Here is a 26,771-nt window from a genome sequence, read left to right on the forward strand (position 1 = left end):
CCTATTCGGCAGACAGCACCACGGTCAGGATCCGGCGCAGGCTCATGGCCACGGACGCCGGCGCGTTGACGGGGGATTGGTCAGCGGCGGCCTCGGCCACGGCGTCGCTGAGTACGCCGATGCTGTCCTTCGCTTGCGCCAGACGGTTGGCCAACTCACCGTTTTCGGCGTCGCGCCAGTGATCGACCACCGCCGCCACGGACTCCAAAGCTTCCGAAAGGGGGCCCACGACGGCATCCGGGATGACCGTCCCTGCCCCCTCCTCCCAGATGGCGCTGGCGAGGACGTCGGTGATGTCCTGGACGTGGAAGGTAAGGCGTTCCAGGGTGCGCAGACCGGCCAGATCGCTGGGCAGGCGGGTTGCACGACGGCGGGACCTGGGGTTCGCTTTGGCGCTCAGTTCAGCTTGATGCACCGCCGTCCGGACGCCGGCTGCCGTGAGTGAAAGTTCGTCGCTGCGGCTTGCCCAGGCCTCATGGTTTGGTGGCCAGGACTCTTCCATGGCCCGGGCCATGTCCTTGAGCTGGCGGGACAACGCGCCTTGGTGCCCCGCGATGGCGGGATCGATGTCATCCAGGTGAAGGGGCGGAAATATGAGCCAGTTCACCGCGAATCCAACGCTGACGCCCAGGGCCATCTGGAGGACATAGGCGAAGGAGAATCCCTCCGCATTTGAATCACCCAGTACAAGGACGAACAGTGCGGCCATGGGAATCCACTCGGAAGCCGTGCCAAGCCGGGGAAGGCCGCCAATGAGAACGCCGAGTCCCACCACCACCGCGACGGCAAGGGCAGTAGGGGCGGCCACGGTGGTGATGGCGAAGGCCATGCCGATGCCCAGCACCAACCCTGCCAGGCTCTGTAGGCCATGTTTGGCGGAGTCGGCCACTGTGGGGTGCATGCTCACCAGGGCGCCCAGTGGTGCGTAGTACGGATATTCGGCGGCCGGTCCGGGCATAAACGGTGCGAGGTACCAGGCCAGTCCGGCGGCAACAGCCGTTTTGGCGGCAAACAAGAGGCGGTGGCGGGTCACGGTTTTTCGTAGCGCGGGAATCAGCCGTCGCCTGTTGGGCAATTGGCTCATCAAACCAACGTTGACAGGTCTGCCCTCCCGTGTCGAGCGAAAAGCGGCGAATGTGGGCCACGGCATCTTTTGCAGATTCAGGCGATTAGAACCGGGTCAGGCGGGTACACACCCATTGATAGTAACGATACTTACTATCCCGGCTGCTGTCCGCAGCCTGCCAACTGTGGAAAGAGAGCGATAATGACTGAGAGCAAATCGCCGCAGGACGGAAGCTTCGCGGCGCCAACCACCGGTGCCCATGTAGGCACCGAACCGTTCACGGGAAATTACTTGGACTCGGCCAATGGTGAGACCCAAACTTCAGGAACCACGGGAATCAGCGGAACCCCCACGGGTTCAGGTTCCGCCAGCTCAGGCAAGGTGGATACTGCCAAGGAAGAAGCTGCGGGAGTCGCAGGCGCCGTAGGTGAGGCTGCCGGCGGAGTCGTAGACACCGCCAAGACCGAGGCCGGTCACGTGGCTCACGAAGTCAAGGTCAACGCCCGCCAACTGCTGACGCAGACCAAGGGTGAGCTGACAGATCAGGCTCAGGCCCAGCAGCAGCGTGTTGCAGAAGGTTTGCGGTCCATCTCCGACGAACTTTCCACCATGGCCAACTCGACTGAAAACGGTGGCGTAGCAACCGAACTGGTCCAGCAGGCGGCGCAGCGATCCTCCTCGATTGCCCAGTGGCTGGAAGGTAGAGATCCAGGATCGCTGCTGGATGAAGTCAAGGGCTTCGCACGTCGCAAGCCGGGAGCCTTCCTCATGATCGCTGCGGGTGCGGGCATCCTTGCCGGCCGCCTGGGCCGGGGCATGGCAGGCAACGCCTCCGATGCGGCCTCCACAAGCGGCGTGCCAGCCACCACGGAGACGCCTCGCGCCGCGTACTACCCCACCCAGGGCTACCCCACCCAGGTGGGTGCGGTGACTCCGCCGGCAGTGGACCTCCCCGGACCGACGGCCACCACCGCCGGATACGGCTCGGCCACCACCACCGGCTACGACGCGGGAACCACCGGTGGCTACGACGGGTCCACGCTCCCTTACCCGGAGACCGAGGCTGGCGGCGTTAAGGCCCAGGGCGACCCGCTGGCAGGACCGCTCGACCCCGATGACCCCCAGTATGGAGGTCACCGATGAGCAGTCCCGCCGATCTACCTCCCACAGAAGCGCACATGAAGGCGGAGACCCTTCCCCTGGGTGAGCTCCTGAGCGACCTGACGCGTGATGTTTCAACGTTGATGCGGCAGGAAGTGGAGCTGGCCAAGGCGGAACTCAAGGAGTCCGCCACCAAGGCAGGCAAGGGCGCAGGGATGCTGGGTGGGGCTGCATACGCTGGCCACATCACCGTGCTGTTCCTGTCCATTGCCCTCTGGTGGGCTTTGGGCCAGCTTGTTGGTCTCGGGTGGTCCGCCGTAATCGTCGCGGTCGTCTGGGGAATCGTCGCAGCCGTTTTGGCTGCCAAGGGCCGCAAGGAACTCAACGCCATCAAAGGCATGCCCCAGACCGCTGAGACGGTCAAAGAAATACCCCCCGCTTTGAAACCGAACACTGAGGAGACACGATGACGCAGAACCCCGACGCCCTGCGCGCCGATATCGAAGAAACTCGCCGGCGGCTCAGTACCAACGTTGACGCCGTGGCTGACAAGGTCACGCCGTCGCACATCGTCAACCGCCGGGTGGACAAGATCAAAACCGCTGTGTTCGGCGCCCGCGATGACGTCAGTGATGCTGCCGGGAATGCTGCACACCGAGCCGGGGACGCTGTTTCCGGTGTGGCCAGCAATGTTTCCGGTGCCGTCTCGGACATCGGGGACGCCCCGCAGGTCATCACCCGCAAGGCACAGGGCAGCCCGATCGCGGCCGGCCTGATCGCTTTCGGCGCGGGCTTGCTGGTGTCCTCCCTGTTCCCGGCTTCGGAAAAGGAACGCGAAGCTGCCCAAGCGGTCAAGGACGCAGCTCAGCCCCTCACCGATGAGCTGAGTCACGCGGCCCAGGAAGTTGCCGAGCACCTGCGCGAGCCAGCACAGGATGCCATGCAGAACGTCAAGGACAGCGCCACGGAAGCCGCGGCCAACGTCAAGGACGAAGGCCAGGCAGCTGCCGCTGACGTGCAGGACCGCGCCGGCACCGCCAAGGACAACATCAGCAACCAGTAACCTCCCGCGCTGACCCAAGTGAGTCGCAGCAGAGCGCGTTTTGAGCCCTCAAAACGCGCTTAACTGCGACTCAGTTGGGTTATGCAGGGGTGGGTGGGTACTCGCCCTTGATGACAAAGTAGGAACCCCGGATAGTCCCGGCAAGCTTTGACTTCTGCCGGGCAAACTTGAACTTCGCTTCCAACTCGGCAGGGACCTCCATCCCGTCGGCCAGCTTGAAACCAACCGCCCTTTTCCCGTCTTCAAGGCTGTACATCACGTTGATGGCCAGGCCTGATTCGTAAAAGACGTAGGCCATATGAAGGTCTTCAACCTGGAACGCAGTGGCTTCCAGGGGGCGGGACTCAATGACCAGGTCGCGTTCTTCGCGAAGGATCCGGCTGACGCGGTCCACCACGTCCGGAACCTCATTTGCCGGGCTCACCTGAAATACGTGGTTGTACTTATTGTGGAAGTAGCGGGCCTCATTGGCGCGCAACCCAGCTGCAGCCTCGGCTACCGGCGACGATTCCAAGCCGACTGTGGATACAGTCTTGAAATCAACGGTGTACGGCATGGGCCCTCCTGGTCAGTCAGCGAACTTCGAGAATCATCTGCAGTAAACGGGCTGCTGCGGGACGGGCGGCGTGTTCCTCTGCCCACTGTGCCCGCGCCAGCGCTTTGCTGACTGCTTGAGTGGTGATGCCGAGCTCCTGGGCAACGGCTCGCTGTTGACCCCGGACGCCCGGGGTGAGCAGATCCAACACCCGCCACTCCGCTGCACTCCGGTGCTGCACTATGTGCCCCAGGAGTCGCAGCACGGCTTCAGCCTCTGAAGCGAGGGCGGCAAGGGGGCCGTCCACTGCCACGGGAACACGTTCTTTGCCGTTGCGAAGACGGTCCACCGCCCTGCGGGCGTAAACGAGGCCATGTCCGGAGGCGTCTTTGACCAGGTTGGGCAAGGGCTCGTTAATGGGCCCCACCCCGATACCCACGTACCACTGGCCCGTACGGAGCGCGATCAGGGCCGTCTCCACGGCTTGATGGCTGCACTCCACGATGCCTTGGACCTCGTCTTCAACCGAGCGGTCAAAGTCGAGCCGCGCAGGAATGTGCCGCAGGTCCTTGAGCAATTGCGGCACAAGATCGCCGTCGTGGCGACTGTCGCGTTGGTTGATGGTGAGAGTGAACATAGTGGATCACATGCTACCGGCTGGTAGTCGGTCTGCAAGGGCCAAATTTGCCCACTGGTGAGTCAAACCGGTCAGTCAAGCGCCGTTTGTCCCGTCAGTACGACGGCGGGCAGCGCACCTGCCGCCGCCCGCGCGGCGTCGGGTATTCCGGCGTCCTGCATGGCCCCTTGGATGGCTAGGACCAAAGGGGCGGGGTGGTTGTTGGAGGCAAAGACCCAGAAGGTGTCGCGGGCCTGGAAAACCACCGCAAACTGGCCTCCGGCGCCCAGAGAAACCTTGCTGCGTGCCACGAGTCTGTGATCGGGGTCGGTGCCATCGATGGTGGTGACAGCTTTGATGCTGCCGGGCACCACGTCATTCCAGCGGAGCACCAAAGTGGTGTGTTTCTGCGAGTACTTGGCCACCACCCCGGCATCAAACACCAAGAGTTTGCGGAAACTCCCCAGGAAGGTCATGGACCACAGCAGCAGGCCGGTCAGGATGCTCGTCAACGCAAAGAAGGCGGGATCGTTGAAGTGTCCGGCCTCCCGAGTGGAGCGGATGGGACTGATGAACTCGGCGATGGTCCCAAAGACGAAACCCACAACTAGGCAGGGGAGCAGGACCTTCCAGAAGATCTTGCGTGAGGAGGCTACGTAGCGGAGCTGCCCCAACTCAGGACCGAGCTTGCGCTCAACCCGGCGAACCAGCCAGTTACGGCCGTGCATCCGGGCGCTGGCCGTAAAGGTTGGGCAGGTTCTGCCGCTCTGCAGCAGCCGCCTGCTCTGCCGCCGCTACCTTGGGGTCCGGGATGGGCTGCTGGCCTTGCGCGATTCCCGAGCGCCGGTCCATGGCTGCAAACTTCGGGTCCCAGGTGTCATCTCCGCCGCCGCTGATGGCGGAGGCAATGAGCATCACCACGAAGAACGGGAAGAAAGACCAGCAGACGGCGCGCCAACCGCCCAACCAGGCTCCCGCCGTCGTGCCGTTCTTGATACGCACAGAGCGCATACCGCCCGCGGCGTCGCCTACGCTGCCCACGGATCCCCAGATCATGCCGTATATGAAAAGCCCAACAAACCACAGGACCACGTAGAGCGTCAGCCACAAACCGTCGTTGTATCCCAAGGCCGAGCCGCTGTTCATCATGGCCTCCCGGATCACGACGGCGATCACGGCCAGGACCGCGTAGCCCACCAGGAACACCACGGCATCCAACACACGGCCCCAGAAGTGCGCAGTGCCGCTGGCCTTGACGAAGTACGCGCCGGTGTCCGTGTGGCGGCGGACAGGGCGTCCGGTCAGCGGATCCACCAAGCCGGTGGAGGTTGAGGGTTTAGGAGTGCTCATGAGGGGCTTTCAGCTCGACGGCGGGATGCGGCTTTGGACGGCACTTTCTGGAGCGGAACGTCAGGACCGGAACGTCAGGCCAGCCCGGCCAGTCCGCCCAGGACGCGGGCCAAGGAAGGGGCGGAAGTTTCCTGCAACTCGAAGGTCACGGCTCCGCCCTGCTCCGGCAGATCGGATTCCGGCGCGCCCTCCACACGAGGAGTCAGCACGTGGACGCCGGACGGGCCGGTATACACAGTGACGGTGGGGAAATCGTTGGTGTCGGAGTTGAATGCCACCACGTTGCTTGCGGCTTGGGTGTCAGCCAAGGCTGTGGCTGCGTGGGCCTCGAACTGGGCCTCCGTGTAGAGGGCAGGGTCCGAGTCGCGCGCGGCAGCCTTTTCCGGGTCCACGAATTCCGCCAGGCGCGGTACCAGTTGTTCGCGGGTGATCACCGTGAAGCCGTGCAGTCCGCTCTCGTCCACTTCCTCCAGCAGTACGCCGTCGTCGTGGAGGTAGCTGTAGAGCCAACGCTTGCCGGTGGAGACGGTGCGCTCCACGGATACGATGCTGCTTCCGCTACGGCGGAGGGTGAGTGCGCCCGTGATTTCCTCGGTGGCGTGCAGTCGTGAGGGTTCAGTTTCGCCCTCGAAGACCACCGGGTACACGAGTTCCTTGGCCAGCAGGCCGCGCAGGGCAATAGCGCACATGAGCTCCTTGCTGGCGTCCTGGGCCGAAAGCCACGGCAGGGCCACCAGCTGTTCGTGCTGAACGCCGTCCAGTGCCACAATCTCTTCATCGGTCAGTGTGGGCAATGGCGCTCCGATTGCACTGGCCGAAGCCAGGACCTTCGCTGCGGCCTCAATGTCCCGCTGGGTCCATTTCATGGTGCTGGTGGTCATCCGAATATCCCTCCGACAAAGTTTCCGACTGACTTGGCGGCGTCACTGACCCCGTCTGCCACCTTACTGCCTACGTCCTTCGCGAAGCCCGCCACCTCCTTGGCGCCGTCGGCAATGTAGCTGCCCGGGTTGCGGGCGAAGTTGCTGATGGAGTCCCAGTTGTCGGCCACGAGGTTGCCCAAAGCCCAGGCGCCGGCAACAATGCCGGCGCCGATCACGATCGGAGCACCGATCGGGCCCAGCAGGGCTGCGCCACCGGCCGTCATGAGCATGATGCTACCAACGCCACCCACGACGGACAGGCCGCCGGCCACGCGATCGCCGGTCCCGCGCCAACCGTCGTGCTGGGGGTTGATCATGTCGCTGATGCCGCCCACAATGTTCAGCGGCGCCGCCAGTGCTCCGGCAACACGAAGGCCTTTGGAGAACTTGCTGGCATCTTGGAACGCCTGGCTGTAGGGGATGCTGGCCCTGGCGTCGTTGAGGACGTCGGTGACTTTCTCACCGTTGCGCAGCGCGGTCATGGCGTCCCGGATGACGGTCCCGCCTGCCCTCCAGTTGGTCAGGACTTCGCGGGTCTTCACCCATTCGGCGTTGCCAAGCTTGAGGTATTTGTACGCCGTCCACAGCGGGGCGGCCAGTCCTTTGACGCCCATTGCTGTGTCATAGACGTCCTTGAGAACGCCCACCGAGGTGCCGGAGCCGTCATTGTGGCTGGCGAATTCCTGCTGGTTGGCGTGCTTCTTCAGCTGGCTCGCGTTCTCACGGAGCATGTTGGCGGCCTTGACCAGGCTCTGCCGGTGCTGGGAGTTCCAATCACCCTTGAACACGGTGGCATCGCGGCCTTGCCATGCCGTGGTGGAGTTGATCGCGTTGGACAACTGTGTGCTTTGCAGGCTGATGGCGTCGGCAGCTTTGCCCATCACGCCTGCCAGACTGCGAAGCTGCGCTATGTCCGCGCCATAGAACCCAGCCATGTGGAACCCCCTGTAAACAAGCATCGAAAAGTCTCGTCCCAGCCTAAAGGGACCTGCGAGCTGCCGCGATGGGGAGACATGCCCATGTGCATGAAAAAGAACGACGGCGGCCGGTGCGGTTCGCAGGGAACCGCACCAACCGCCGTCGGGACCCAACTGAGTCGCATTAATGCGCGTTTTGACCGCTCAAAACGCGCTTAACTGCGACTCGGTTGGGGAAGAATCAGTGTCCGGCAGCCGGGACGTAGCGCTTGATGGAAGCTTCCAGCTCGGCTTCGGCAGCGGCACGGTCGCCCCAGCCTTCAGCCTTGACCCACTTGCCCGGCTCAAGGTCCTTGTAGCGGGTGAAGAAGTGCTCGATTTCCTTGATCAGGAATTCGCTGACGTCGCTGACTTCCTGGATGTGGTCGAAACGTGCGTCCACGGGAACGCAGAGGACCTTGGCATCTCCGCCGCCGTCGTCGGTCATGTTGAACACGCCGATGGGGCGGGACTCAACAATGACGCCCGGGTGGAGATCGAAGTCCTGCAGGAGCACCAATGCGTCCAACGGGTCGCCGTCTTCGCCCAGGGTGTTCTCGAAGAAACCGTAGTGCGTGGGGTACTGCATGGAGGTGAACAGGACGCGGTCCAGGCGGACACGGCCGGTTTCGTGGTCAACTTCGTACTTGACGCGCGATCCCTTGGGGATCTCGATGGTCACGTCGTGCTTCATGGAATGCTCCTTGACGGGTGTGGGTGGGGCGCGGCAGGCAAAAGCACGGCCGGCGCCGCCGACTACTATTGAGGATATAGCGAGAGGCCCGGGTTTCTTGAACCGGCGGGGACATTTCAGGACTGACAGGACCAAGCAACTTCCATGATGGGCGTGAAAAACGGGGGTGCCCGCAAGCGGGATACGCCGGTGTGGGGGCGCTTTGCATGGCCGCTGCTACTGACCACAGTTTTGTTATGCCTTGGCGCCGTAGTGGTGGTGGGGACGTTTCCGGGCCTGATCACTGTCCCGAAGCCCATGCCTGCAGTTCCCGCCTGGCATAAGGTGCCGGACCGTCTATCCGACGTCAACAGTGTGCTTCCCTTGGATGAGAAGGCTCCTATTCCTGTGCCTGCCCAGGTGGCAAAACTCCTCAACGCCACGCTCACACCGGATGGTGCCGGCAGCATCAGCGGCGTGGTGATGGACGCCTCCACGGGCCAAGTCCTTTTTGATCGCGACGCCAACGCCAACCGCATCCCGGCCTCGAACATGAAGCTGCTGACCGCCGTCGCCGCGCTAACGGCGCTGGGCCCAGAGTCCCGGTTCACCACCCGCGTGCTCGCATCCGACAATCCCTCAACAGTGGTGCTGACCGGGGGAGGGGATGTGCTGCTGGGTTCCGGCGCCTCCGAACCCTCAGCCGTTCTTGGCCGTGCCGGCCTGGCATCGTTGGCTGCGGACACGGCCGCCGCTCTGACTTCGGCCGGTGTGAACGGACCGATTACCGTACAAGTTGACGACTCACTCTTCAGCGGCGCGCCCCTTAATCCCGCCTGGAGCCTGGACGACGTCGCTGCCGGCGAAACCGCGCCCCTGTTTTCCTTGGCGTTGAACTCCGGCCGCTATAACCCTGAGGTTTTGACCGGTCCCCGGCCCCAGGATTCCGCCATCACCACCGCCCAAGCGTTCGCCGATCAGTTGGCGGCCGCGGGCGTCCCGGTGAGTCCCGGCGTCGAACGCGGCAAAGGCCTCCCCGCCAAGGTGTTGGCTGCTGCTGAGTCGGCCACCGTCAGCGAGCAAGTGGACCTCATGCTCGAGTCTTCGGACAACTTCCTCGCCGAAGCGTTGGGGCGCATGACCGCTTTGGCGTCCGGCCAGGCAGGGACGTACGACGGCGCCACTGCAGCCGTGCGGCAAAGGCTGGGGGAGCTGGGGATCGCCACGGATTCGATGCAGTTGGCTGACGTTTCCGGCCTGGCCTTGGAGAATCAGGTCACCGCCCACCAGTTTGCCGAGGTTGTCCGTGCCATCACCAGCGGACCTGACCCTGCCCTACGGACAGCGCTCGATGGGTTTCCGGTAGCCGGACTTACCGGAACCCTGGATAACAGGTATGTGGACGCCGGCACGTCCGAGGGCGCCGGGCTGGTACGCGCTAAGACCGGGACGTTGAATACCGTGCTCGCATTGAGCGGTTACGTTGTGGACGCTGATGGCCGGCTGCTGGTGTTTTCGTTCATCGGCAATGGGCTGGATCCCGGAGCCGCGGGCAACAAGGTGGCCTTGGACCGCTCTGCGTCGGTGCTTGCCGCGTGCGGCTGCCAAGGCTGAATCCTCAGCGCGGAGCGAACTTAAGGCTCACTGTCAGAGACGTGTGGTGTGATGGACCGTATGGTGTCATCTGCCCGCGATTCGTCAGCAGGGGCCCCGGCCCTGATCAATTGGGACCTGGCCGCCTCTACGGCTGCCCGGCTTGCCCCTCCAGGTCCGGAGCTTAGCGCCGGGGAGATCGGCAAGGCCGTGGACAATCTGCGCTTCAACGCGGATATCTCCGTCCCGCACGTGCACGACATCACCGGCTTGGATGCCGCGAAGGACCTGCGCGATTCGCACGTCCTGGTGGTGGACAGGGCCTCATGGTCCAAGGCCAACACTCAAAGTTTCTCAGTGATGCTCCAGCCCGCCCTGGAGAAGATGCTGGAGAGCCGCAGCGGGGTGGCAATGACCCCGGCTGCGACTGCTGCCAGCGGTGCCATCACCGGCACCCAACTCGGTGCCGTGCTGGCGTTTCTCTCCAGTAAAGTCCTCGGCCAGTACGATCCTTTTGCTGCGCTGGCCCCGGATTCGAATGTTCCCCCGGGCGGCCGACTCTTGCTGGTGGCGCCCAACATCATCTCCGTGGAGCGCGAACTCAATGTCCACCCGGACGACTTCCGTCTCTGGGTTTGCCTGCATGAACAGACCCACCGGGTCCAGTTCGCGGCTGCGCCTTGGCTCCGGCACCACATGCTGGATGAGATCGAGAAGCTCAGCGGCAATCTTCTGGGCAACATGGATACGTTGGTTGAACGCGCCGGCGCTGTGGCCAAGTCACTGCGCGACCGTAACCCTTCCGAGAAGACGCCGGGCCGTGGCGCCATCCTGGATCTCCTCCAGAACCCGGAGGAAAAGGCGTCCCTCTCCCACATCACGGCTGTCATGAGCTTGCTCGAAGGTCACGCCAACGTGGTGATGGATGCCGTGGATTCGAGCATCGTCCCCTCCGTGAGGACCATCCGCCAGCGCTTCAACGAACGGGGCAAGGACCGCGGCGTGGTGGAGAAGTTCATCCGCAACCTCCTCGGCCTGGACGCCAAGATGCGCCAGTACACTGATGGCGCCAAGTTCGTCCGCGAAGTAGTTGCCGTGGCCGGCATGGAGGGCTTCAACCGGGTGTGGGAGTCCGCCGAGTACCTCCCCACCGAAGAAGAGATCCACAACTCCAAGCTGTGGCTTGAGCGGATGGGACTTTGAGCGTTCCTGTTGGTTCTGGTGGTTCCGCCAGCGGGTCCGCTGTGGGCGCTGTAGCCAAGGGTCGACGTCGGCCCGGGCGTTTGGCGCCTGTCGTCGGCAAGGCGCGGAAGCAATTGCAGAACGCCCTGTCCTCCGCCGGCTATCCCTCACGTGTGCTTGTAGCCTGCAGTGGAGGCCCGGATTCATTGGCTTTGGCAGCAGTTGCCGCCTACTTTGCCAGGCGGGGCCATGTAGACGGGCATCCAGTGTCCGTGGCGGGCGTAGTGGTGGATCATCAACTGCAGGCCGGCTCCGCGGAAGTGGCTGCCCGTACCGCTACTGTGCTGCGCGAGCTGGGGCTTTCTCCGGTCGAAGTGCGGACCGTGGAAGTCGCCGCCACTGGTTTTGGACCGGAAGCCGCAGCCCGGGACGCCCGGCATGCTGCGTTGGAGTCTGCCGCATCCCGGCTGGACTGTGATGCGATCCTGCTGGGTCACACCTTGGACGATCAGGCCGAACAGGTACTTCTGGGCTTGGCCCGTGGGTCCGGAACACGATCCCTCGCTGGCATGAGGCCCGCACGGGGACGCCTGCTCCGGCCCTTCTTGGGTCTCCGCCGTGAGGAGACGCTGGAAATTTGCCGGGTGGAGGAGCTCTCCCCCTGGCACGACCCCAGTAATTCCGATCCCGCCTTTGCCCGCTCCAGGACGCGTGTTGAAGTGATGCCGGTTCTGGAAGAGAAACTCGGCCCGGGTGTTGCAGAATCGCTGGCCCGGACCGCGGCAATCCTGCAGCAGGACGCGGACTTTCTTGAAGAGCTGGCCAACGAGACCTATCTCTCACTTGTGCAGCGCGTGGACGACGGCGCGTGGTTGCCTGAAGACGCCGTACGTGAGCTGCCCGCAGCGCTCAGGTTCCGTGTGATCGCGAAGGCGGCGGCCGACGTCGGCGGTCAACAACCCGGCTACGGGCGCCTCCAAGCTGCGGAAGCGCTGCTTCGCAGGCAAGGCTCGGCAGGGCCCGTGGAGCTGCCCGGCCACGTCAGTGTGTACCGCCTGTCCCTCAGCGATCTGGAGCAGGAAGGACCTGTTTCCGCGGGTGCTTTGTCCGCGTTCTCGGCGGGCGCTGCGGCTGACGGCGTTCCCCGACTAGCCCCCCGCTGTGGGAAGCTAGTATTCCGGCATCAGAAATCGTCCCAACAGTAGCCGCACCCGAGCATCAAAACAGGAGCCATTGGTGGATTCAAACGACGTCCAGGCAGATCTCAAGCACGTTCTTTACACCAAAGAGCAGATCCAAACGCGTATCGCGGAGCTCGCGGCGCAGATCGACAAAGACTACGAAGGCCGCGACATCCTTATTGTCGGTGTCCTCAAGGGTGCTGTCATGGTCATGGCTGACCTCGCACGTGCGCTGCACAGCCACGTCAGCATGGACTGGATGGCTGTCTCGTCCTACGGTTCGGGCACCCAGTCCTCCGGTGTAGTCCGGATTCTCAAGGACCTTGACACCGACCTGATGGGCAAGGACGTGCTCATTGTTGAGGACATCATTGACTCCGGCCTGACCTTGTCCTGGCTCAAGTCCAACCTTGAATCCCGTGGCACGGCCAGCGTCGAGATCTGCACAGCTTTCCGCAAGCCGACCGCCGCCAAGGTGGAAATCGACGTCAAGTACGTTGGCTACGACATCCCCAACGAATTCGTCGTAGGTTACGGCCTCGACTACGCCGAGAAGTACCGCAACCTGGACTTCGTGGGCACCCTGGCCCCGCACGTTTACGAGTAAGCCCTTCCGCTTAGCCCGTTGGCTCTGTTTGTCCTGTTTGTCCCGCCGCACCCTTTCCCGCCGTCTGCACCCGTAACTTCTGGTGCGTTTGGCGGGTGTGGGTGCGGCGTTGGCGCTTAAGGGGTGCGCCCGGCGGGCGCGGGTGCGGTCATAGGGGACCCGAAGCCTGACGCCGCAACGGCTCCTCGCGCTAAACTGGACCATGACCGGTGCTCCCGCCCGTCTCTTGACGTGGCTCGCCGTCATGGCGACTCTTCTCACGGCCTGCACTCCTGCGGTCGATCTCACTGAGACCGATGCCGGACAGCCCATCGCGTCCTCTTCCGCCATGCCGACTACGGGTGACCTCCAGGCGGTCCCGTCAGCGGGCGCCACACAGACCCCTGTGGCACCGCAACCCGCACCGCCGCCACCGCCGCCCGCTGTTCCTCAGGCTTTCGCTTTGAACCTCTACCAAGAGGGGGACTTTGTCCCGCAGTACACCTTTGACTGGTGTGTTGCGGCGAGCATCCAAATGGCACACAACCTCGTCGATGACACCGGCGGCGGAACGTGGGCAACCTCCGCACAGCAAAGCGAGCTGTGGGAGATGGCCCGTGCACGGTCATCGAATTCATTCAACGGGGCCAACCCGCGGGGCTGGGCTCAGGTCTTGACCGAGGTTGGAATGGGCCCATATGCGGTGGTCAGCATTGCCACCTACGAGGACACGCTGCAGACGGCGGCGCGTGCAATAGCCGAAACCGGGCGGCCTGTAGGGCTCGTCATGTGGAGCGGTCGGCATGCCTGGGTAATGAGTGGCTTTGAGTCCATGGGTGATCCCACGCAATTCGCGGAGTTCCAAGTGACGGGGATTCGTGTCTTGGATCCGCTCTATCCCCATGGCAGTGGGCAGTGGGGCCCTTCTCCGGAGCCCAATAGTCTGCTTACTCCGGAGCAGCTTGCCACACAGTTCGTGGTCCGTGAGCCCCGGCGCTGGAGCTCAGACCTGCCCACTGGATACTTGCTGGTGCTCCCGGTCGCGGCCTGATTCAACCGGACTCTCAGGCCGCCCGCAGGGAGCGCAGGCCGCCGTCGTTCAGAATGCGTGCGAATGCTCGCGGGTTCATCATCTCGGACCAGTCCCAGCGAACCACAGTGAGGCCTAATGCCCGCAGCCCATTTTCGCGGGCCTTCTCTGCCATGATTGCCTGCTGGATGGTCTGGTTTCCCCGTAACTCGTGTCTCAAATATTTTCCGTGCCCATCGAATTCCCCCACAAGACCGAGTTCGGGCCACCAGAAATCGGTTCTGGCGGTTCGCCCGTTCCCCAGCGTAAAAGAGCCCTGAAGGCTAGGCATGGGGAAGTTGAGCAAGATCATTTGGGCTCGACTCATGGATTCCCCCACCGATTCGGGCTTTTCCGAGGAGAGATCCAGAATCGATTGGGCACGTCGCTGCCTTGAGACGCTGGTGAGAGCGGAGACAGCTTCAACCAGTTCGTCCACTGGCGCCGGCGGACCCCATGCCTTGTCCTTGTTCCAATCGTCGGCCGTAAAGGCGTCGCCCCACCTTTGGTTTCGGCGGCTGGAGTCCACGAGGGCCAAGGCTTCGGCAAAGTTCAGGGCAGCTGCCAGCTCCACTGTGGTGCGGACCTTGTCTGTGACTTTGAAGCCGCCCAGTTGGGTTACCCCAGTGTCGAGAGGTCCCAGGCTTCTCCTAATTCCGTGCTTTGACCTGCCACCCCGGGGGTCGCCTGTGACGGTGCATAAGCTCCGCGGCACTCCCACTACGCCGAGGCCCCAGAGGAGCGCTGCCGTCTGCAAGTTGAAGAGGGGCGCCGTATTGGTCGTATTGACCAGCGCAGCGGCTTGGAGGCCGTGCCGCTGACGCTCGTTCAATTCCGCCCAATAGGCAGCGCGAATATAGGCTCCGCGTCGAATCCGAACGAGCTCGCCACGTTTGGCCTGCTTCGCGAGCTGGCGCGCGTCCTGTCCAATGCGTGTCGCATCTGAAGCAAGTATGAGTTCCGGAATGAGCATAGGTTCCACGCTTCCTGTTCTTCTGCGAAGGCGAAAGCACCCGTCCGAGGTATGTGGAAAGCCGAGCTATGTGGAAAACGGCATCGAGACCACTCGGACGAGACCCAAAATGGCGCACACCAACGGGGCCCAGTTGTTCGCAAGCTCCTCCCAAGCCGGCACCCTCTTCCGCCGGGCGCGCCTGTTCTTCAACAAGTGCGCACCCTTTTCCGCCGTTCGCTCCAGAGGTTACGGGTGCGGATGGCGTGAACGGGTGCGCGGGCGGTGGGGGTGGTGGGAGCCGGATGCGGAAGGGGTGCGGATGGCGTGAACGAGTACGCAGCAAGGCGACGCCGCACCCGCACCCAACGAGAGTGCATAACCCCTGTTCCAGCGCACCCAACGCGAGTATCCTGTGTACGCCCAGAGGGAACTTTTGGACTTTCCGATGCGTGAGTTACTGGGAACGGTGTATAGCTAGAAACTGAAGCAGCACCACTCGCGCGCAGAAGTTGCGCCTCGCAGCACTACCAGGAGGGACGGGGCAAAACCCCGATCAGATGAAAGCTAAGAGTTTCTTCAAGGGCCCGGGCATCTGGATTGTTGTCGTCGTTGGCTTGCTCCTGGTGGCATTCGCAACGCTGGCTCCGGGCGGTTCCACGCGCATTGACACCAAGGAAGGCCTCGAACTCCTTTCCCAAAGCGGGAAGGTTGAGCAGGCCAAGATTTTCGACGCCGAGAACCGCGTTGACCTGGTGCTCAAGGACAACCTGAACCTGGACGGCCAAGATAAGGGCAAGAACGTTCAGTTCTTCTACGTCACAGATCGCGGTCCGGATGTGGTTAAGGCTGTCACCAACGCCAACCCGGACAAGGGCTTCACGGACCAACCGGTGGAGAATAACTGGTTCTCCGGCCTGTTCTCCCTGCTCATTCCGGTGCTGCTGCTGGGTGTCCTGTTCTGGTTCCTGCTTTCCCGCATGCAGGGCGGCGGCTCCAAGGTGATGCAGTTCGGCAAGTCCAAGGCCAAGTTGGTCAATAAGGACATGCCGCAGGTGACCTTCGCTGACGTCGCGGGTGCGGACGAAGCCGTGGAAGAGCTCCAGGAAATCAAGGAGTTCCTCCAGGAACCGGCCAAGTTCCAGGCCGTGGGTGCAAAGATCCCCAAGGGTGTGCTGCTCTACGGCCCTCCGGGTACTGGTAAGACGCTGCTGGCCCGCGCTGTAGCTGGCGAGGCCGGCGTTCCCTTCTTCTCCATCTCCGGCTCGGACTTCGTTGAAATGTTCGTCGGCGTTGGTGCTTCGCGTGTTCGCGACCTTTTTGAACAGGCAAAAGCGAGCTCCCCGGCCATCATCTTCGTCGACGAAATCGACGCCGTTGGACGTCACCGCGGTGCCGGTATTGGCGGCGGCAACGATGAGCGCGAGCAGACCTTGAACCAGCTCCTCGTTGAGATGGACGGCTTCGACGTCAAGACCAACGTCATCCTTATCGCTGCCACCAACCGCCCCGACGTCCTGGACCCTGCGCTCCTGCGCCCGGGCCGTTTCGATCGGCAGATCACCGTGGAAGCTCCGGACATGATCGGCCGCGAACAGATCCTTAACGTCCACGCCAAGGGCAAGCCCATGGCACAGGGCATCGACCTCAAGGCCGTGGCCAAGAAGACCCCGGGCTACACCGGCGCAGACCTGGCCAACGTGCTCAATGAAGCCGCATTGCTCACTGCACGTTCCAACGCGAACCTCATCGATGACCGTGCCCTTGACGAGGCAATCGACCGCGTCATGGCGGGCCCGCAGAAGCGCAGCCGGGTCATGAAGGAACTAGAGCGCAAGATCACTGCGTACCACGAAGGCGGCCACGCTCTTGTTGCTGCCGCACTGCGTAACTCCGCTCCGGTCACCAAGATCACCATCCTTCCCCGTGGCCGTGCTCTCGGGTACACCATGGTGATACCTGAGGATGACAAGTACTCGGTCACCCGCAACGAGTTGCTGGACCAGATGGCCTATGCCATGGGCGGCCGTGTCGCTGAGGAAATCGTGTTCCACGACCCCTCAACAGGTGCATCCAACGACATCGAAAAGGCCACCGCCACGGCCCGGAAGATGGTCACCCAGTACGGTATGAGCGAACGCGTGGGTGCCGTGAAGCTGGGCCAGGGCGGCGGTGAGCCGTTCCTGGGCCGCGACGCGGCACAAGAGCGTAACTTCTCCGACCAGATCGCCTATGTTGTGGACGAGGAAGTGCGTCGCTTGATCGACCAGGCACACGACGAGGCTTACGCCATCCTCACGGAGAACCGCGACGTCCTGGACCGGTTGGCCTTGGAGTTGCTGGAGCGCGAAACCCTGAACCAGCAGGAAATCGCTGACATCTTCCACGACATCCGGAAGCGCGATTTCCGCGAGATCTGGCTGTCCAAGGAGTCCCGTCCGGTGCAGTCGATTCCTCCGGTGGAGAGCCGCGCCGAGAAGGCTGAACGCGAAGCCCAGGAAGAGGCCAAGCAGGCCCGATTGGATGAGCCTTTGGACGTCGTGGCACCGCATGCCCAGGGAGTCAGCAGCCAGGAGTCGTTCCAGGCCCCGCAGCCCGACGGCGGCAACGACCACCCGCATCACGGCTAAGCTTCTGCTGTGACTCATTTCGACGACGACGACGACCTCGCCGCCGCCCACGGTTCCGCCGCGGGCTCCAAGCACGGACACAAAGTGGACCGTCCGCGCATTGAAGCGGCCGTCCGTGAGATCCTGCTGGCTATTGGTGAAGACCCTGACCGCGGAGGACTCCTGGACACGCCTAAGCGCGTAGCCAAGGCTTACGCCGAGGTCTTCGCAGGTCTGCACCAGCACCCTGCGGATGTCCTCTCCACCACTTTTGACCTGGACCATGAAGAGCTTGTTTTGGTCAAGGACATTCCCTTCTACTCGACGTGCGAGCATCACTTGGTGCCGTTCCACGGAGTGGCACATGTTGGTTACATTCCGTCACATGACGGCAAGGTGACCGGCCTGAGCAAGTTGGCACGACTGGTGGATATTTATGCGCGGCGGCCCCAGGTGCAGGAACGCCTCACCACCCAGATCGTCGAGGCGCTGGTGAAGCACCTCAACCCGCGCGGCGCGATTGTCGTCGTCGAATGTGAACACATGTGCATGTCCATGCGCGGCATTCGCAAGCCCGGCGCAAAGACCGTCACCAGTGCGGTGCGCGGTCAACTCCATGACCCGGCCACCCGCGCCGAGGCCATGAGCCTCATACTCGGAAGGTAAAGCACTATGGACTCCCTCGCTGCAGCACCCGGAACCGGCCCGGCCACAAGCCCGTTGCCGATTCTCCGTAAACCGCGCCCCGCGGCCAGGTTCGAGGACCTGCCGACGGATCGCACGCTCGTTATGGGAATCCTCAATGTCACCCCGGATTCTTTCAGCGACGGCGGTACTCACCGGACGCCGGATACTGCCATCGCGCTCGGCCTGCGGATGTTTTATGCAGGTGCGGACATCATCGACGTTGGTGGTGAATCCACCCGCTCGGGCGCCGAACCGGTTTCTCCGGAAGAAGAGCAGAGTCGCGTCATCCCCGTGATTCAGGCGCTGGTGAAGGCCGGCGCGCTGGTCAGCATCGACACTATGCACACGTCCACCGCGGCGGCTGCCATTGAGGCGGGTGCGGCCATCATTAACGATGTCTCAGGCCTGACGATTGAACCGGACATGCCCGAGCTCGTAGCCCGGACCAAGGTTCCGTACATCCTGACGCACCGCCGTGGCGACGCCCGGACCATGGACAGCCTCACGGACTACAACAACGTGACCGAGGATGTGGTGGCGGAGCTCAGCGGCGTCCGCGACAAGCTGTACGCCGCGGGTGTTGCGCCGGAGCAGATCATCATCGATCCCGGCGTAGGTTTCTCCAAGAATGAGGACCAAAACTGGGAAATCCTGAAGAACCTGGACCAGCTTTTCTCGCTGGGTCACAAGGTGATGGTGGCTGCTTCCCGTAAGCGGTTCCTCGGTTCGCTTCTCACAGTGGCGGGTAAGTCCGCTGCACCCTTGGAACGGGATGCGGCTACCGCTGCCATCACCGCTTTGAGCGCCACGAAGGGTGCTTGGGCTGTCCGGGTTCACGACGTCGGCCCGAGCCTTGACGCCGTCAAGGTCGCCGCCCGCATTTCCCGCTGATTGGATACCGCTGTGGACAGGATCACGCTGACCGGCGTCACCGCCGTCGGTTATCACGGGGTGTTCGATTTCGAACGCCGTGACGGCCAGCCTTTTGTGGTGGACGCCGTGCTGTACACGGACTTCACCAAGGCAGCTGAGACGGATGATCTGCAGTACACAGCCCACTACGGCGAAGTGGCTGAGCTGATTACCAAGCACATTGAGGGCGAGCCTTTGAACCTCATCGAGGGCCTGGCTGTGAGGATTGCCGAGGGCATCCTCGAGAACTACAGTGTTGCCGCCGTTGATGTCACGGTTCACAAGCCCAAGGCGCCCATCGAGGTACCGTTCGGCGACGTTACTGTTAGCGTCCACCGGGAGCGATCATGACGTCCGGCTATACCAAGGCCATCCTGGCCCTTGGCAGCAATCTGGGGGAGCGTAACGACACCTTGTCCACTGCCGTCGCGGATCTGGTGGATCCGCCGGAGGTGCGCCTGTTGGGTGTCTCGCCGGTGGTGCAGACCAAGGCCGTCGGTGGTCCGGAGGGCCAGCCTGATTTCCTGAACATGGTCATGGCGGTGGAGACCACGCTGACACCCCTGGAACTCTTGAAGCACTGCCATGCAGTGGAGCAAAAGCATCACCGTACCCGCGAGGTGCGATGGGGTCCCAGGACCCTGGATGTGGACGTGATCGTATTCGGTGACGTCGCCAGCGAGGACCCCGTTCTGACGATTCCGCATCCGCGGGCAGCGGAGCGCGCTTTCGTGCTGTACCCGTGGTCCCTGCTGGATCCGCACGCCACACTGAATGGCAGGAGCGTGGCTGAACTGGCCGCCGTCGCCGCCGACATGCCGGACATTCGGCGCTTCGACGGTTTTGGTGACGTAGCCGGTGTGCCGGCCGCCGGAGCAGTGGAGCAGCCATGAAAGCAATGCGCCCAGTGGTTCTGATGCTCATCGCTGTGATCGCTGCGGTGATTGGTTGGTTGGCTACGGTGGCTACCAACCGTTTCAGCATGCCAACCCCTGTGCTGCCCGTTTCCGCGCTCATCACCATGGCGGTCATCGCCGGGCTGACGCTGGTCATGGGTATCAGAGTATTGCGTTGGCGCAACGGCAAGAAGAAAAACCTGCTTGATCCGATCCTCGCGGCCAGGACGCTGATTCTGGCTCAAGCCTGCGCCTACGCGGGGACTCTGCTCCTGGGTTGGCATGCGGGAATCGCCACGGACCTTCTCCGTATTGGTGGCTTGCGTGGCGGCGAGGGAATTCTGTGGAATGCCCTTTTGATGGGCGGCGGCGGCGTAGTGATGGTTGTGGTTGGTCTGGTGGTGGAGCGGTTCTGCCGCATCCCGCCGGAGGACCTGGAAGGTGGGACCGCCGGACCGGAAACCCGTCGAGGCGAAACTAAAGGTGAAGGCGAGTATGCATACCGAGGCGATTGATCCTCCCGGCGTCCAGTGGCTGCGGGTATCCCCAAAGTACGTCACCGTTCGCTTAGTGGAGTGGGCTATCGGCAACGTTGTGATGCTGGTAATCCTCAGCCTGCCTCTCGTTTTCGTGTTGCTCGGCTGGTGGCGGTGGCCGCCTCTGTGGCTGGCGATCACGGTTCCCGCAGTGGTGCTGGTGTTGGCCTTGTGGAGGCTGGTGCTGATTCCGCGCCAAGTTCGCGCAATCGGGTACGCCGAGCGCGACGATGACCTTCTTATCCGCCGCGGTATTTTCTTCCAGCGAACCATGGTGGTCCCTTACGGCCGGATGCAATATGTGGACGTTGCGGTTGGGCCCGTTGAACGCAGCCTGGGGTTGTGCACGCTCAAACTTCACACGGCCTCTGCGGGAACCAATGCGCAGTTGCCTGGGCTTCCGGCAGTAGAAGGGGCACGCTTGCGCGAGCAGCTTTCGGCTCGCGGAGAAGCCAGGTTGGCCGGGCTGTGAGCCTGGAAAACAACGCCACTGAGAGCCTGCCGGGCAAGCCGGAACCAACGGTCGACGGCGACTGGAACCGCGTCCACCCTGCGTCACCGTTCGTTCGCGGCTGGGTGGCGCTTGCCGCCGTCGGGTTCTTCTTTGGTCGTGACGCTTTCGAGCGAATGCTGCAGGGCCGGGATTTCGTGGATCCGAACCTCAGCGGCCGGGCGCCGTGGCTGCTGGCCGGGGGCGCCGTAGTGTTGCTGTTGACGGTTGGCGGGTTCATTCTTAGCTGGTACTTCACGCGCTACCAAGTGGCGGAGGGGTATGTCCGTGTCAACACCGGCTTCCTGTTCAAGCAGCAACGGCAGGCCCGTTTGGATCGCGTTCAGGCGATCGACATTGTGCAGCCGCTTTTGGCGCGGATCTTCGGGCTCGCTGAACTGAAGTTTGAAGTGGCCGACGCCGGCGAGTCGGCCGTGCGGCTCGCTTACCTCCCGCTGGACCAAGCTAAGCAGCTGCGTGCCACCATTCTTGCGCGGGCGGCGGGTGTAGTCAGCGGACCGGAAACCGCAGCGGAAGTCCCGGAAGCTCCGGAGCATGTTGTGTTGTCGGTGCCGCCGTCCCGGCTTATTGGTTCCCTGCTGCTCAGCGAGCAGACTGTCGGCATTTTGCTTGGGGCCGCAGTTGTTGTCACAACGTCTGTGTTGTTTGACAACAACGCTATTTTCCTGGCGCTCATCCCCGGCATCCTGGGTATCGCTGCGTCTTACTGGAGCTCCTTCAACAAGGGCTACAACTTCACCGCCGCGATTTCCCCGGACGGCATCCGCCTCCGGTACGGGCTTCTTGATACGCAGGCGCAGACTCTTCCGCCCGGGCGGATCCAGGCGCTCATGGTGGCGCAGCCGCCCCTGTGGAGGATCTTTGGCTGGTACCGGATTCACGTCAACGTGGCGGGTTACGGCCTGGCGGCCAGTACTGATGGCGCCCGAACAATGTTGCTTCCCGTCGGTCTGAAGCCGGAGGTGTTGCGGATGATGTCTTTGGTGTTGCCTGATCCTGGAGTTGAGGATCCGGAACGGGTTTTCACCGCGGGCCTTAATGGGCTTGGGCCGGTTCAACCCAACACCGCCACGAGTGACGGCTTCACCACCACTCCCCGCCGCGCAAGGTTGTTGGCCCCGCTTGGCTGGCGGCGCAACGGTTTCCTTGCCACCAAGACTGCGTTGCTGATCCGTTCCGGCCGCTGGTGGCACACGCTTGTGATGGTTCCGCATCAGCGGACACAATCCATGGCACTGCACCAGGGCCCGTGGGCGAGGCGATTCCGCGTGGCCGATCTTGTCCTCCACACCACGGCAGGGCCGGTTTCCCCGCGGGTGTTCCAAGCCGACGTGGAGCAGGCAGTGGAGCTTTTCGATCAGCAGGCTGCCCGGGCCCGGGAGGCACGGAAGCGGCAAACCAGCGAACAATGGCTGGCGCAGGTGGCACCGCAAGCCCCGGAGCTCGCGGCCACACTTACGGACCAACCCGCCCAGCCCGCACCACCCCAGACTTCACCGCAACAGGAGGACCGCCACGATGGCTAGGCCAGGACGACTCGGCGTTGGGATCATCGGCGCCGGCAAGGTGGGTGCCGTGTTGGGTGCCGCTTTGCGCGCGGCCGAGCACGCCGTCGTCGGGGTTTCTGCCGTATCCGAGGCGAGCCGCGAGCGTGCGGAGAACCTGCTTCCCGGCGTTCCGGTCCTGGAGATCCAGGACATCGTGGAACGCTCGGAGCTCGTTCTGCTGGCCGTCCCTGACGACGCCTTGGGTGAATTGGTCGCAGGACTGGCCAAGCTCGGAGCGTGGCAGCCCGGGCAACTGGTGGCGCATACGTCGGGCCGGTTCGGCGTCGGAATCCTCAACCCGGTCCGGGCAGCGGGCGCGATTCCGCTGGCGCTTCACCCGGCCATGACCTTCACCGGCATGAGCCTGGACCTAACCCGTCTCATGGATTGCACGTTTGGTGTCACGGCGGATGCTGCCATGCTGCCGATCGCCCAGGCACTGGTGGTGGAGATGGGCGCGGAACCCGTGGCCATTGCTGAGGCCGATCGCACGCTCTATCACGCATCACTCGCGCATAGCTCGAACCATATGGTCACGCTGGTGGCGCAGGCATCGCAGATGCTGCGGGAGATCGGCGTCGAAACCCCGGAGGCCATGCTTGGTCCGCTGCTGCGTGCGACTCTCGAGAACGCCCTCGCGTCCGGCGAATCTGCGCTGACCGGTCCTGTTGCGCGAGGGGATGTGGGTACCGTTTCCGCGCACGCCCAGGCATTGAAAGAGTACGACGGCGGTGCAGGCGGCGACGTCCTTGAGGCCTACCGGGCCATGGCCCGGGCGACTGCGCGCAGGGCAGGAAAACGCGGGCTGCTGCGTCCCGAACAACTGATTGAGATTGACGAGGCCTTGGGTGCCGAACCCAAGGCACCGGAAGGAAACTGAACAGCATGGCCATCAAACTCGTGACCACGGCGGCGGAATTACGGGCCGAGAGTGCGCGGCTCCTGACCGCCAAAGGTGGAAATTCGCAAGGACTTGTACCCACCATGGGTGCTTTGCATACGGGCCATGCCGCGCTGGCCCGGACCGCTGCGGCGGAGAACGACGTGGTGGTGGCCACCATCTTCGTCAACCCCTTGCAGTTTGGCGATGCCGCGGACCTTGACCGCTACCCGCGCACCCTCGACGCTGACATGGCCCTGCTTGATGCCGAAGGCGTGGACTTGGTGTTCGCGCCGTCCGTGGACGAGGTGTATCCCGGCGGCCAGCCCTTGGTGCGGGTGACATCCGGTCCGCTGGGTGAAAAGTGGGAAGGGGCCTCGCGCCCGGGACATTTCGACGGCGCCCTTACTGTGGTGGCCAAGCTGTTGCACTACGGACTCCCCGGAGGTGCTGCGGCTGGCGGCACGACGGCGGCCTACCGGGCCTATTTTGGCCAGAAGGACGCACAACAGTTGGCATTGGTGAAGCGCATGGTCTCGGACCTGAACTTCCCGGTAGAGATTGTGCCCGTGCCCATCGTTCGCAGTGAGGACGGTTTGGCGCTCTCCAGCCGGAACAGGTTCCTGTCCGACGAAGAGCGTGAAGCGGCGCTGGTGTTGTCGCGGGCTTTGCGCCTCATTGAGTCCCGCGCGAACGCGCATGAACCGCTTGACCTCGATTCCGCCGTCGCGCTTGTTGAATCGCAGCCGCTGGTGGAACTGGACTATTTCGACGTCGTGGATCCCACTACACTGGAGCCGCTCGCAGAGAACTGCAAGGAGACTCCCTTCCGCGGTGAGGGATTGGCGATCATTGCCGCCAAAGTGGGGCCGGTGCGGCTCATCGACAACGCCCCTTTGTTCTCCTAGCGTTAGGAATTTTTCTACTGACGGGAATTGGATGGGAGTTTAGACTGTTTTAGTCTTCACCGGCATAGATCGCCGGACACCAAATCCAAACCCTTGGGGAATCCTCATGTCTACCGACGTCACGTCCGACGCCAACGGCAAGCCTAGTTCGGGCGCTTCCGGCTCCGTCACCTCCACCGAGGCGGCGCCCCCGGTAGTGCCGGCGCCCCAGGCTCCCGGGTCCCAGGCCCCAGTGTCCGGGAAGATGTCACGCGAATCCGTAACGGTCATTGTCACGCTGTTGGTGGCAACCTTCGTGGTGATCCTCAACGAGACCATCATGAACGTCGCCCTGCAGCGCCTCATGACGGACCTCCAGGTGAGCGCGTCCACTGTGCAGTGGCTGGCCACGGGCTTCATGCTGACCATGGCAGTCGTCATCCCCACCACGGGTTTCATCCTGCAGCGGATGAGTACGCGCGGCGCTTTCATGCTGGCCATGGGGCTGTTCAGCGGTGGAACGTTGCTGGCCGCACTGGCACCGGGATTCCTGGTGTTGCTGCTGGCGCGCATAGTACAAGCAGGTGGTACTGCCATCATGCTGCCGCTGCTGATGACCACCATCCTCACGCTGGTTCCGATGTCCAAGCGTGGCGCCGTGATGGGCAACGTCAGCATCGCCATCTCGGTGGCGCCCGCCATGGGACCCACCGTTTCAGGCATCATCCTGGACCACTTCTCCTGGCGCTTCATGTTCGTGTTCGTGCTGCCGGTTGCCCTGGCTGCGTTTGCGATCGGCGCCAAGTACCTCACCAACGTGGGCGAACGGGAGAAGACCACGCTGGACGTGCCTTCTGTCATCCTTACCGTCCCTGCCTTTGGTGGGCTGGTTTACGGTTTGAGCCAGATCGGTGGAGCCGAGGCTGGCGTTGTTCCCGTCATCGCGCTGGTAGTAGGCGTCCTCTGCCTTGCACTGTTTGTCTTCCGGCAGCTCAAGCTCCAGAAGTCCGACGCCCCGCTCCTGGACCTTCGCGCTTTCAAGTTCCGGATGTTCACGGTGTCCACGCTGCTGATGGTCGTCGCCATGATGGCCCTGTTCGGCGGCGTCATCCTGTTGCCGCTGTACCTCCAGAACACGCTTCACCTTCAGCCTTTGGAGACCGGACTGGCTCTGCTGCCGGGTGGTTTGGCCATGGGCTTGTTGGGTCCGGTCATCGGGCGGATCTTCGACAAAGTTGGTCCCCTGCCGCTGACCGTCACAGGCTCGGTGCTGATGGTCCTGACTCTCTGGCAGTTCTCGCGTCTGGATGAGGCAAGTTCCCTTGGCTGGGTTATTGCCCTGCACGTCACACTGAGCCTTGGCCTCGCCCTGCTCTTTACGCCGGCCTTCACCACAGGCCTGAACCCACTGCCGCCGCACCTTTACTCCCATGGTTCAGCGATTATCAGCACGGCCCAGCAGGTTGCGGGTGCTGCCGGCACTGCGCTGCTCGTGTCCATCTATGCTGTGGTTTCTGCATCATCCGGTTTGGTGGCAGGCATGCAGGCGGCATTCCTGGCCGCGACCGTTATCGCGGTGGCGGCTGTGGTCCTTGGCGCCATGATGCGCAAGACTGAAGGCGGCGCAGGAGGCCACGGCGGCCACTAAGCCTCCGTTTGGCCCCTCAGACGCTCTCTCACATCCCTCGGGTTTTGGCTCAGCGCTCTCTCACTTCGGTGGGGGAGCGTTGTTGTTTAAGGGTTGGGTGTCGGGCGGCTGGTTGTGGGGTTCGATGGCGGTGGTGCGTGGCGGTGGGTGTGGTTGGAGCGGCGGGTGGGGTTGGAGCGGCGGGTGGGGTTGGCGGCGGTCATCCTCTGTGCGCTCGGTCGTTCCTCCCTTGGACGCGCGCTGCCGGATGACCGCGGCCTCCTTCGGTCGCTCTCTCACTTATTTGCTGTTTTTGGGCGTCGCTCTCTCACGTCCGGCGGGTTTGGGGGCGTCGCTCTCTCAGGTTTTGCGGGTTGGGTGGGTGTTCGACGGCGGTGCTTGGGTTTTGGTGTTTGGTTGGCGTGGTGGGGGGTGTGATGGGCTTCACGGGAGGCTTTTGTTGGGGTTGGGGTGTGTTTTGGGGGTGGTTTGGGGTTGTTTTCTTTGTGTTGGCGGGGTTTTTGGGTGGTGTTGGGGTGGATTTGGTGTGGGGGTTGGGCGCGTGTAGAGTTATTCGAGTCGCCGCCGCTGATGCGGAAAGATAGCGACCGACTCCCTTTCAAATTACCGGTTCCGGTTGTGCTTTTGTGTGCTTCTGGTTGGTGTGGGAGGCCCGGGTTGTGGTTTGCTTTGTGCGGCTGGTTCGGGTAAGTTTGAAAAGTTGCTCCGGAGCGATCCAGTTGAGGCTGGTGGTACTGCTCTGGGATAGTGACCTGTTGTTTGAGAACTCAATAGTGTGCCAAGTTTGTTGATACCGATTGTTTTTTTGATTG

General features: G+C 63.0%; 29 protein-coding genes. 19 read left to right on the top strand and 10 right to left on the bottom strand.

The window, feature by feature from the left end:
• Nucleotide 1: 1 nt before the first annotated feature.
• On the bottom strand, nucleotides 2–1,084 hold the full coding sequence (locus tag MOD31_RS09485) for an aromatic acid exporter family protein (RefSeq protein WP_223941405.1): 1,083 nt from the start codon (nucleotides 1,082–1,084) through the stop codon (nucleotides 2–4).
• Between the two features lie 183 nt (nucleotides 1,085–1,267).
• Here MOD31_RS09485 and MOD31_RS09490 point away from each other — a divergent pair, with 183 nt between their 5' ends.
• The 3 genes from MOD31_RS09490 to MOD31_RS09500 are packed head-to-tail and all read left to right on the top strand — an operon-like array spanning nucleotide 1,268 to nucleotide 3,230.
• Nucleotides 1,268–2,209: a hypothetical protein gene (locus MOD31_RS09490; protein WP_250820429.1), complete on the top strand. Its 942-nt coding sequence runs from the start codon at nucleotides 1,268–1,270 to the stop codon at nucleotides 2,207–2,209.
• Nucleotides 2,206–2,637 (top strand): phage holin family protein, encoded by a 432-nt coding sequence (locus tag MOD31_RS09495; protein ID WP_250820430.1) that lies wholly within the window; start codon nucleotides 2,206–2,208, stop codon nucleotides 2,635–2,637. The genes MOD31_RS09490 and MOD31_RS09495 overlap by 4 nt, the downstream gene beginning before the upstream one ends.
• Entirely contained in the window at nucleotides 2,634–3,230 is a 597-nt protein-coding gene (locus MOD31_RS09500) for a DUF3618 domain-containing protein (protein WP_142937199.1), read from the top strand. The genes MOD31_RS09495 and MOD31_RS09500 overlap by 4 nt, the downstream gene beginning before the upstream one ends.
• 79 nt (nucleotides 3,231–3,309) lie before the next feature.
• Here the strand turns inward: MOD31_RS09500 and MOD31_RS09505 are convergent, their stop codons facing one another.
• The 7 genes from MOD31_RS09505 to MOD31_RS09535 all read right to left on the bottom strand — a co-directional run bounded on the left by MOD31_RS09505 (nucleotide 3,310) and on the right by MOD31_RS09535 (nucleotide 8,304).
• The gene (locus MOD31_RS09505) at nucleotides 3,310–3,786 is read right to left on the bottom strand and encodes a phage tail protein (RefSeq protein WP_250820431.1); all 477 of its coding nucleotides are present in this window, start codon (nucleotides 3,784–3,786) and stop codon (nucleotides 3,310–3,312) included.
• Between the two features lie 16 nt (nucleotides 3,787–3,802).
• On the bottom strand, nucleotides 3,803–4,402 hold the full coding sequence (locus tag MOD31_RS09510; protein WP_142937197.1) for a hypothetical protein: 600 nt from the start codon (nucleotides 4,400–4,402) through the stop codon (nucleotides 3,803–3,805).
• A 71-nt stretch (nucleotides 4,403–4,473) separates the two neighbouring features.
• Entirely contained in the window at nucleotides 4,474–5,109 is a 636-nt protein-coding gene (locus MOD31_RS09515) for a hypothetical protein (protein WP_250820432.1), read from the bottom strand.
• A complete protein-coding gene (locus MOD31_RS09520) occupies nucleotides 5,096–5,731 on the bottom strand; it encodes a hypothetical protein (RefSeq protein ID WP_223941408.1) in 636 nt (211 codons plus the stop codon). The genes MOD31_RS09515 and MOD31_RS09520 overlap by 14 nt, the downstream gene beginning before the upstream one ends.
• Before the next feature lie 74 nt (nucleotides 5,732–5,805).
• Nucleotides 5,806–6,612, bottom strand: a complete 807-nt coding sequence (locus tag MOD31_RS09525; RefSeq protein ID WP_223941409.1) for a hypothetical protein — start codon at nucleotides 6,610–6,612, stop codon at nucleotides 5,806–5,808.
• A complete protein-coding gene (locus tag MOD31_RS09530; RefSeq protein ID WP_250820433.1) occupies nucleotides 6,609–7,589 on the bottom strand; it encodes a hypothetical protein in 981 nt (326 codons plus the stop codon). The genes MOD31_RS09525 and MOD31_RS09530 overlap by 4 nt, the downstream gene beginning before the upstream one ends.
• Nucleotides 7,590–7,812: 223 nt before the next feature.
• Nucleotides 7,813–8,304: an inorganic diphosphatase gene (locus MOD31_RS09535; RefSeq protein WP_039239147.1), complete on the bottom strand. Its 492-nt coding sequence runs from the start codon at nucleotides 8,302–8,304 to the stop codon at nucleotides 7,813–7,815.
• 147 nt (nucleotides 8,305–8,451) lie between these two features.
• On the opposite strand from MOD31_RS09535, the gene dacB reads away from it, so the two are divergent.
• The 5 genes from dacB to MOD31_RS09560 all read left to right on the top strand — a co-directional run bounded on the left by dacB (nucleotide 8,452) and on the right by MOD31_RS09560 (nucleotide 13,876).
• On the top strand, nucleotides 8,452–9,897 hold the full coding sequence (gene dacB, locus MOD31_RS09540; protein WP_250820445.1) for a D-alanyl-D-alanine carboxypeptidase/D-alanyl-D-alanine-endopeptidase: 1,446 nt from the start codon (nucleotides 8,452–8,454) through the stop codon (nucleotides 9,895–9,897).
• Between the two features lie 60 nt (nucleotides 9,898–9,957).
• Nucleotides 9,958–11,079: a zinc-dependent metalloprotease gene (locus tag MOD31_RS09545; RefSeq protein ID WP_142937192.1), complete on the top strand. Its 1,122-nt coding sequence runs from the start codon at nucleotides 9,958–9,960 to the stop codon at nucleotides 11,077–11,079.
• Between the two features lie 113 nt (nucleotides 11,080–11,192).
• On the top strand, nucleotides 11,193–12,263 hold the full coding sequence (gene tilS, locus MOD31_RS09550) for a tRNA lysidine(34) synthetase TilS (RefSeq protein ID WP_308196360.1): 1,071 nt from the start codon (nucleotides 11,193–11,195) through the stop codon (nucleotides 12,261–12,263).
• A 31-nt stretch (nucleotides 12,264–12,294) separates the two neighbouring features.
• Entirely contained in the window at nucleotides 12,295–12,846 is a 552-nt protein-coding gene (gene hpt / locus MOD31_RS09555) for a hypoxanthine phosphoribosyltransferase (protein ID WP_011772910.1), read from the top strand.
• A gap of 202 nt (nucleotides 12,847–13,048) precedes the next feature.
• Nucleotides 13,049–13,876, top strand: coding sequence for a hypothetical protein (locus MOD31_RS09560; RefSeq protein ID WP_250820434.1), 828 nt, complete (start codon nucleotides 13,049–13,051; stop codon nucleotides 13,874–13,876).
• A gap of 13 nt (nucleotides 13,877–13,889) precedes the next feature.
• Here the strand turns inward: MOD31_RS09560 and MOD31_RS09565 are convergent, their stop codons facing one another.
• Nucleotides 13,890–14,867: a type IV toxin-antitoxin system AbiEi family antitoxin domain-containing protein gene (locus tag MOD31_RS09565; protein ID WP_250820447.1), complete on the bottom strand. Its 978-nt coding sequence runs from the start codon at nucleotides 14,865–14,867 to the stop codon at nucleotides 13,890–13,892.
• A 539-nt stretch (nucleotides 14,868–15,406) separates the two neighbouring features.
• On the opposite strand from MOD31_RS09565, the gene ftsH reads away from it, so the two are divergent.
• From ftsH to MOD31_RS09620, 11 genes are all read left to right on the top strand, one after another.
• Nucleotides 15,407–17,476 carry an ATP-dependent zinc metalloprotease FtsH gene (gene ftsH / locus MOD31_RS09570; RefSeq protein WP_223941412.1) on the top strand — a complete coding sequence of 690 codons (2,070 nt, stop codon included), beginning with the start codon at nucleotides 15,407–15,409 and terminating at the stop codon, nucleotides 17,474–17,476.
• 9 nt (nucleotides 17,477–17,485) lie between these two features.
• Nucleotides 17,486–18,121 (top strand): GTP cyclohydrolase I FolE, encoded by a 636-nt coding sequence (gene folE, locus MOD31_RS09575; protein WP_026005412.1) that lies wholly within the window; start codon nucleotides 17,486–17,488, stop codon nucleotides 18,119–18,121.
• A 6-nt stretch (nucleotides 18,122–18,127) separates the two neighbouring features.
• Entirely contained in the window at nucleotides 18,128–19,033 is a 906-nt protein-coding gene (gene folP, locus MOD31_RS09580; RefSeq protein ID WP_250820435.1) for a dihydropteroate synthase, read from the top strand.
• 12 nt (nucleotides 19,034–19,045) lie between these two features.
• The gene (gene folB, locus MOD31_RS09585; RefSeq protein ID WP_142937187.1) at nucleotides 19,046–19,405 is read left to right on the top strand and encodes a dihydroneopterin aldolase; all 360 of its coding nucleotides are present in this window, start codon (nucleotides 19,046–19,048) and stop codon (nucleotides 19,403–19,405) included.
• Nucleotides 19,402–19,947: a 2-amino-4-hydroxy-6-hydroxymethyldihydropteridine diphosphokinase gene (gene folK, locus MOD31_RS09590; protein WP_142937186.1), complete on the top strand. Its 546-nt coding sequence runs from the start codon at nucleotides 19,402–19,404 to the stop codon at nucleotides 19,945–19,947. The genes folB and folK overlap by 4 nt, the downstream gene beginning before the upstream one ends.
• Entirely contained in the window at nucleotides 19,944–20,465 is a 522-nt protein-coding gene (locus MOD31_RS09595; RefSeq protein ID WP_142937185.1) for a DUF3180 domain-containing protein, read from the top strand. Before folK ends, MOD31_RS09595 begins: the two co-directional genes overlap by 4 nt.
• A complete protein-coding gene (locus tag MOD31_RS09600; RefSeq protein WP_166842697.1) occupies nucleotides 20,446–20,958 on the top strand; it encodes a PH domain-containing protein in 513 nt (170 codons plus the stop codon). Before MOD31_RS09595 ends, MOD31_RS09600 begins: the two co-directional genes overlap by 20 nt.
• The gene (locus MOD31_RS09605; protein WP_250820436.1) at nucleotides 20,955–22,523 is read left to right on the top strand and encodes a PH domain-containing protein; all 1,569 of its coding nucleotides are present in this window, start codon (nucleotides 20,955–20,957) and stop codon (nucleotides 22,521–22,523) included. Before MOD31_RS09600 ends, MOD31_RS09605 begins: the two co-directional genes overlap by 4 nt.
• On the top strand, nucleotides 22,516–23,424 hold the full coding sequence (locus MOD31_RS09610) for a Rossmann-like and DUF2520 domain-containing protein (protein ID WP_250820437.1): 909 nt from the start codon (nucleotides 22,516–22,518) through the stop codon (nucleotides 23,422–23,424). Before MOD31_RS09605 ends, MOD31_RS09610 begins: the two co-directional genes overlap by 8 nt.
• A 5-nt stretch (nucleotides 23,425–23,429) precedes the next feature.
• Nucleotides 23,430–24,332 (top strand): pantoate--beta-alanine ligase, encoded by a 903-nt coding sequence (gene panC, locus MOD31_RS09615; protein WP_250820438.1) that lies wholly within the window; start codon nucleotides 23,430–23,432, stop codon nucleotides 24,330–24,332.
• A 106-nt stretch (nucleotides 24,333–24,438) separates the two neighbouring features.
• Nucleotides 24,439–25,959 carry a DHA2 family efflux MFS transporter permease subunit gene (locus MOD31_RS09620; RefSeq protein ID WP_250820439.1) on the top strand — a complete coding sequence of 507 codons (1,521 nt, stop codon included), beginning with the start codon at nucleotides 24,439–24,441 and terminating at the stop codon, nucleotides 25,957–25,959.
• A gap of 598 nt (nucleotides 25,960–26,557) precedes the next feature.
• Here MOD31_RS09620 and MOD31_RS09625 read toward each other — a convergent pair.
• A partial coding sequence (locus tag MOD31_RS09625; RefSeq protein ID WP_250820440.1) for a hypothetical protein occupies nucleotides 26,558–26,771 on the bottom strand: 214 nt, incomplete at its 5' end.

It is taken from the genome of Paenarthrobacter sp. TYUT067, assembly GCF_023656375.1.
In the GTDB taxonomy this organism is placed as follows: domain Bacteria; phylum Actinomycetota; class Actinomycetes; order Actinomycetales; family Micrococcaceae; genus Arthrobacter.

Coding starts and splice junctions, on each gene's coding strand:
- MOD31_RS09485 (WP_223941405.1), bottom strand. CDS start 1,084: ATGAGCCAATTGCCCAACAGGCGACGGCTGATTCCCGCGCTACGAAAA.
- MOD31_RS09490 (WP_250820429.1), top strand. CDS start 1,268: ATGACTGAGAGCAAATCGCCGCAGGACGGAAGCTTCGCGGCGCCAACC.
- MOD31_RS09495 (WP_250820430.1), top strand. CDS start 2,206: ATGAGCAGTCCCGCCGATCTACCTCCCACAGAAGCGCACATGAAGGCG.
- MOD31_RS09500 (WP_142937199.1), top strand. CDS start 2,634: ATGACGCAGAACCCCGACGCCCTGCGCGCCGATATCGAAGAAACTCGC.
- MOD31_RS09505 (WP_250820431.1), bottom strand. CDS start 3,786: ATGCCGTACACCGTTGATTTCAAGACTGTATCCACAGTCGGCTTGGAA.
- MOD31_RS09510 (WP_142937197.1), bottom strand. CDS start 4,402: ATGTTCACTCTCACCATCAACCAACGCGACAGTCGCCACGACGGCGAT.
- MOD31_RS09515 (WP_250820432.1), bottom strand. CDS start 5,109: ATGCACGGCCGTAACTGGCTGGTTCGCCGGGTTGAGCGCAAGCTCGGT.
- MOD31_RS09520 (WP_223941408.1), bottom strand. CDS start 5,731: ATGAGCACTCCTAAACCCTCAACCTCCACCGGCTTGGTGGATCCGCTG.
- MOD31_RS09525 (WP_223941409.1), bottom strand. CDS start 6,612: ATGACCACCAGCACCATGAAATGGACCCAGCGGGACATTGAGGCCGCA.
- MOD31_RS09530 (WP_250820433.1), bottom strand. CDS start 7,589: ATGGCTGGGTTCTATGGCGCGGACATAGCGCAGCTTCGCAGTCTGGCA.
- MOD31_RS09535 (WP_039239147.1), bottom strand. CDS start 8,304: ATGAAGCACGACGTGACCATCGAGATCCCCAAGGGATCGCGCGTCAAG.
- dacB (WP_250820445.1), top strand. CDS start 8,452: ATGGGCGTGAAAAACGGGGGTGCCCGCAAGCGGGATACGCCGGTGTGG.
- MOD31_RS09545 (WP_142937192.1), top strand. CDS start 9,958: ATGGTGTCATCTGCCCGCGATTCGTCAGCAGGGGCCCCGGCCCTGATC.
- MOD31_RS09560 (WP_250820434.1), top strand. CDS start 13,049: ATGACCGGTGCTCCCGCCCGTCTCTTGACGTGGCTCGCCGTCATGGCG.
- MOD31_RS09565 (WP_250820447.1), bottom strand. CDS start 14,867: ATGCTCATTCCGGAACTCATACTTGCTTCAGATGCGACACGCATTGGA.
- ftsH (WP_223941412.1), top strand. CDS start 15,407: ATGAAAGCTAAGAGTTTCTTCAAGGGCCCGGGCATCTGGATTGTTGTC.
- folP (WP_250820435.1), top strand. CDS start 18,128: ATGGACTCCCTCGCTGCAGCACCCGGAACCGGCCCGGCCACAAGCCCG.
- folK (WP_142937186.1), top strand. CDS start 19,402: ATGACGTCCGGCTATACCAAGGCCATCCTGGCCCTTGGCAGCAATCTG.
- MOD31_RS09595 (WP_142937185.1), top strand. CDS start 19,944: ATGAAAGCAATGCGCCCAGTGGTTCTGATGCTCATCGCTGTGATCGCT.
- MOD31_RS09600 (WP_166842697.1), top strand. CDS start 20,446: ATGCATACCGAGGCGATTGATCCTCCCGGCGTCCAGTGGCTGCGGGTA.
- MOD31_RS09610 (WP_250820437.1), top strand. CDS start 22,516: ATGGCTAGGCCAGGACGACTCGGCGTTGGGATCATCGGCGCCGGCAAG.
- panC (WP_250820438.1), top strand. CDS start 23,430: ATGGCCATCAAACTCGTGACCACGGCGGCGGAATTACGGGCCGAGAGT.
- MOD31_RS09620 (WP_250820439.1), top strand. CDS start 24,439: ATGTCTACCGACGTCACGTCCGACGCCAACGGCAAGCCTAGTTCGGGC.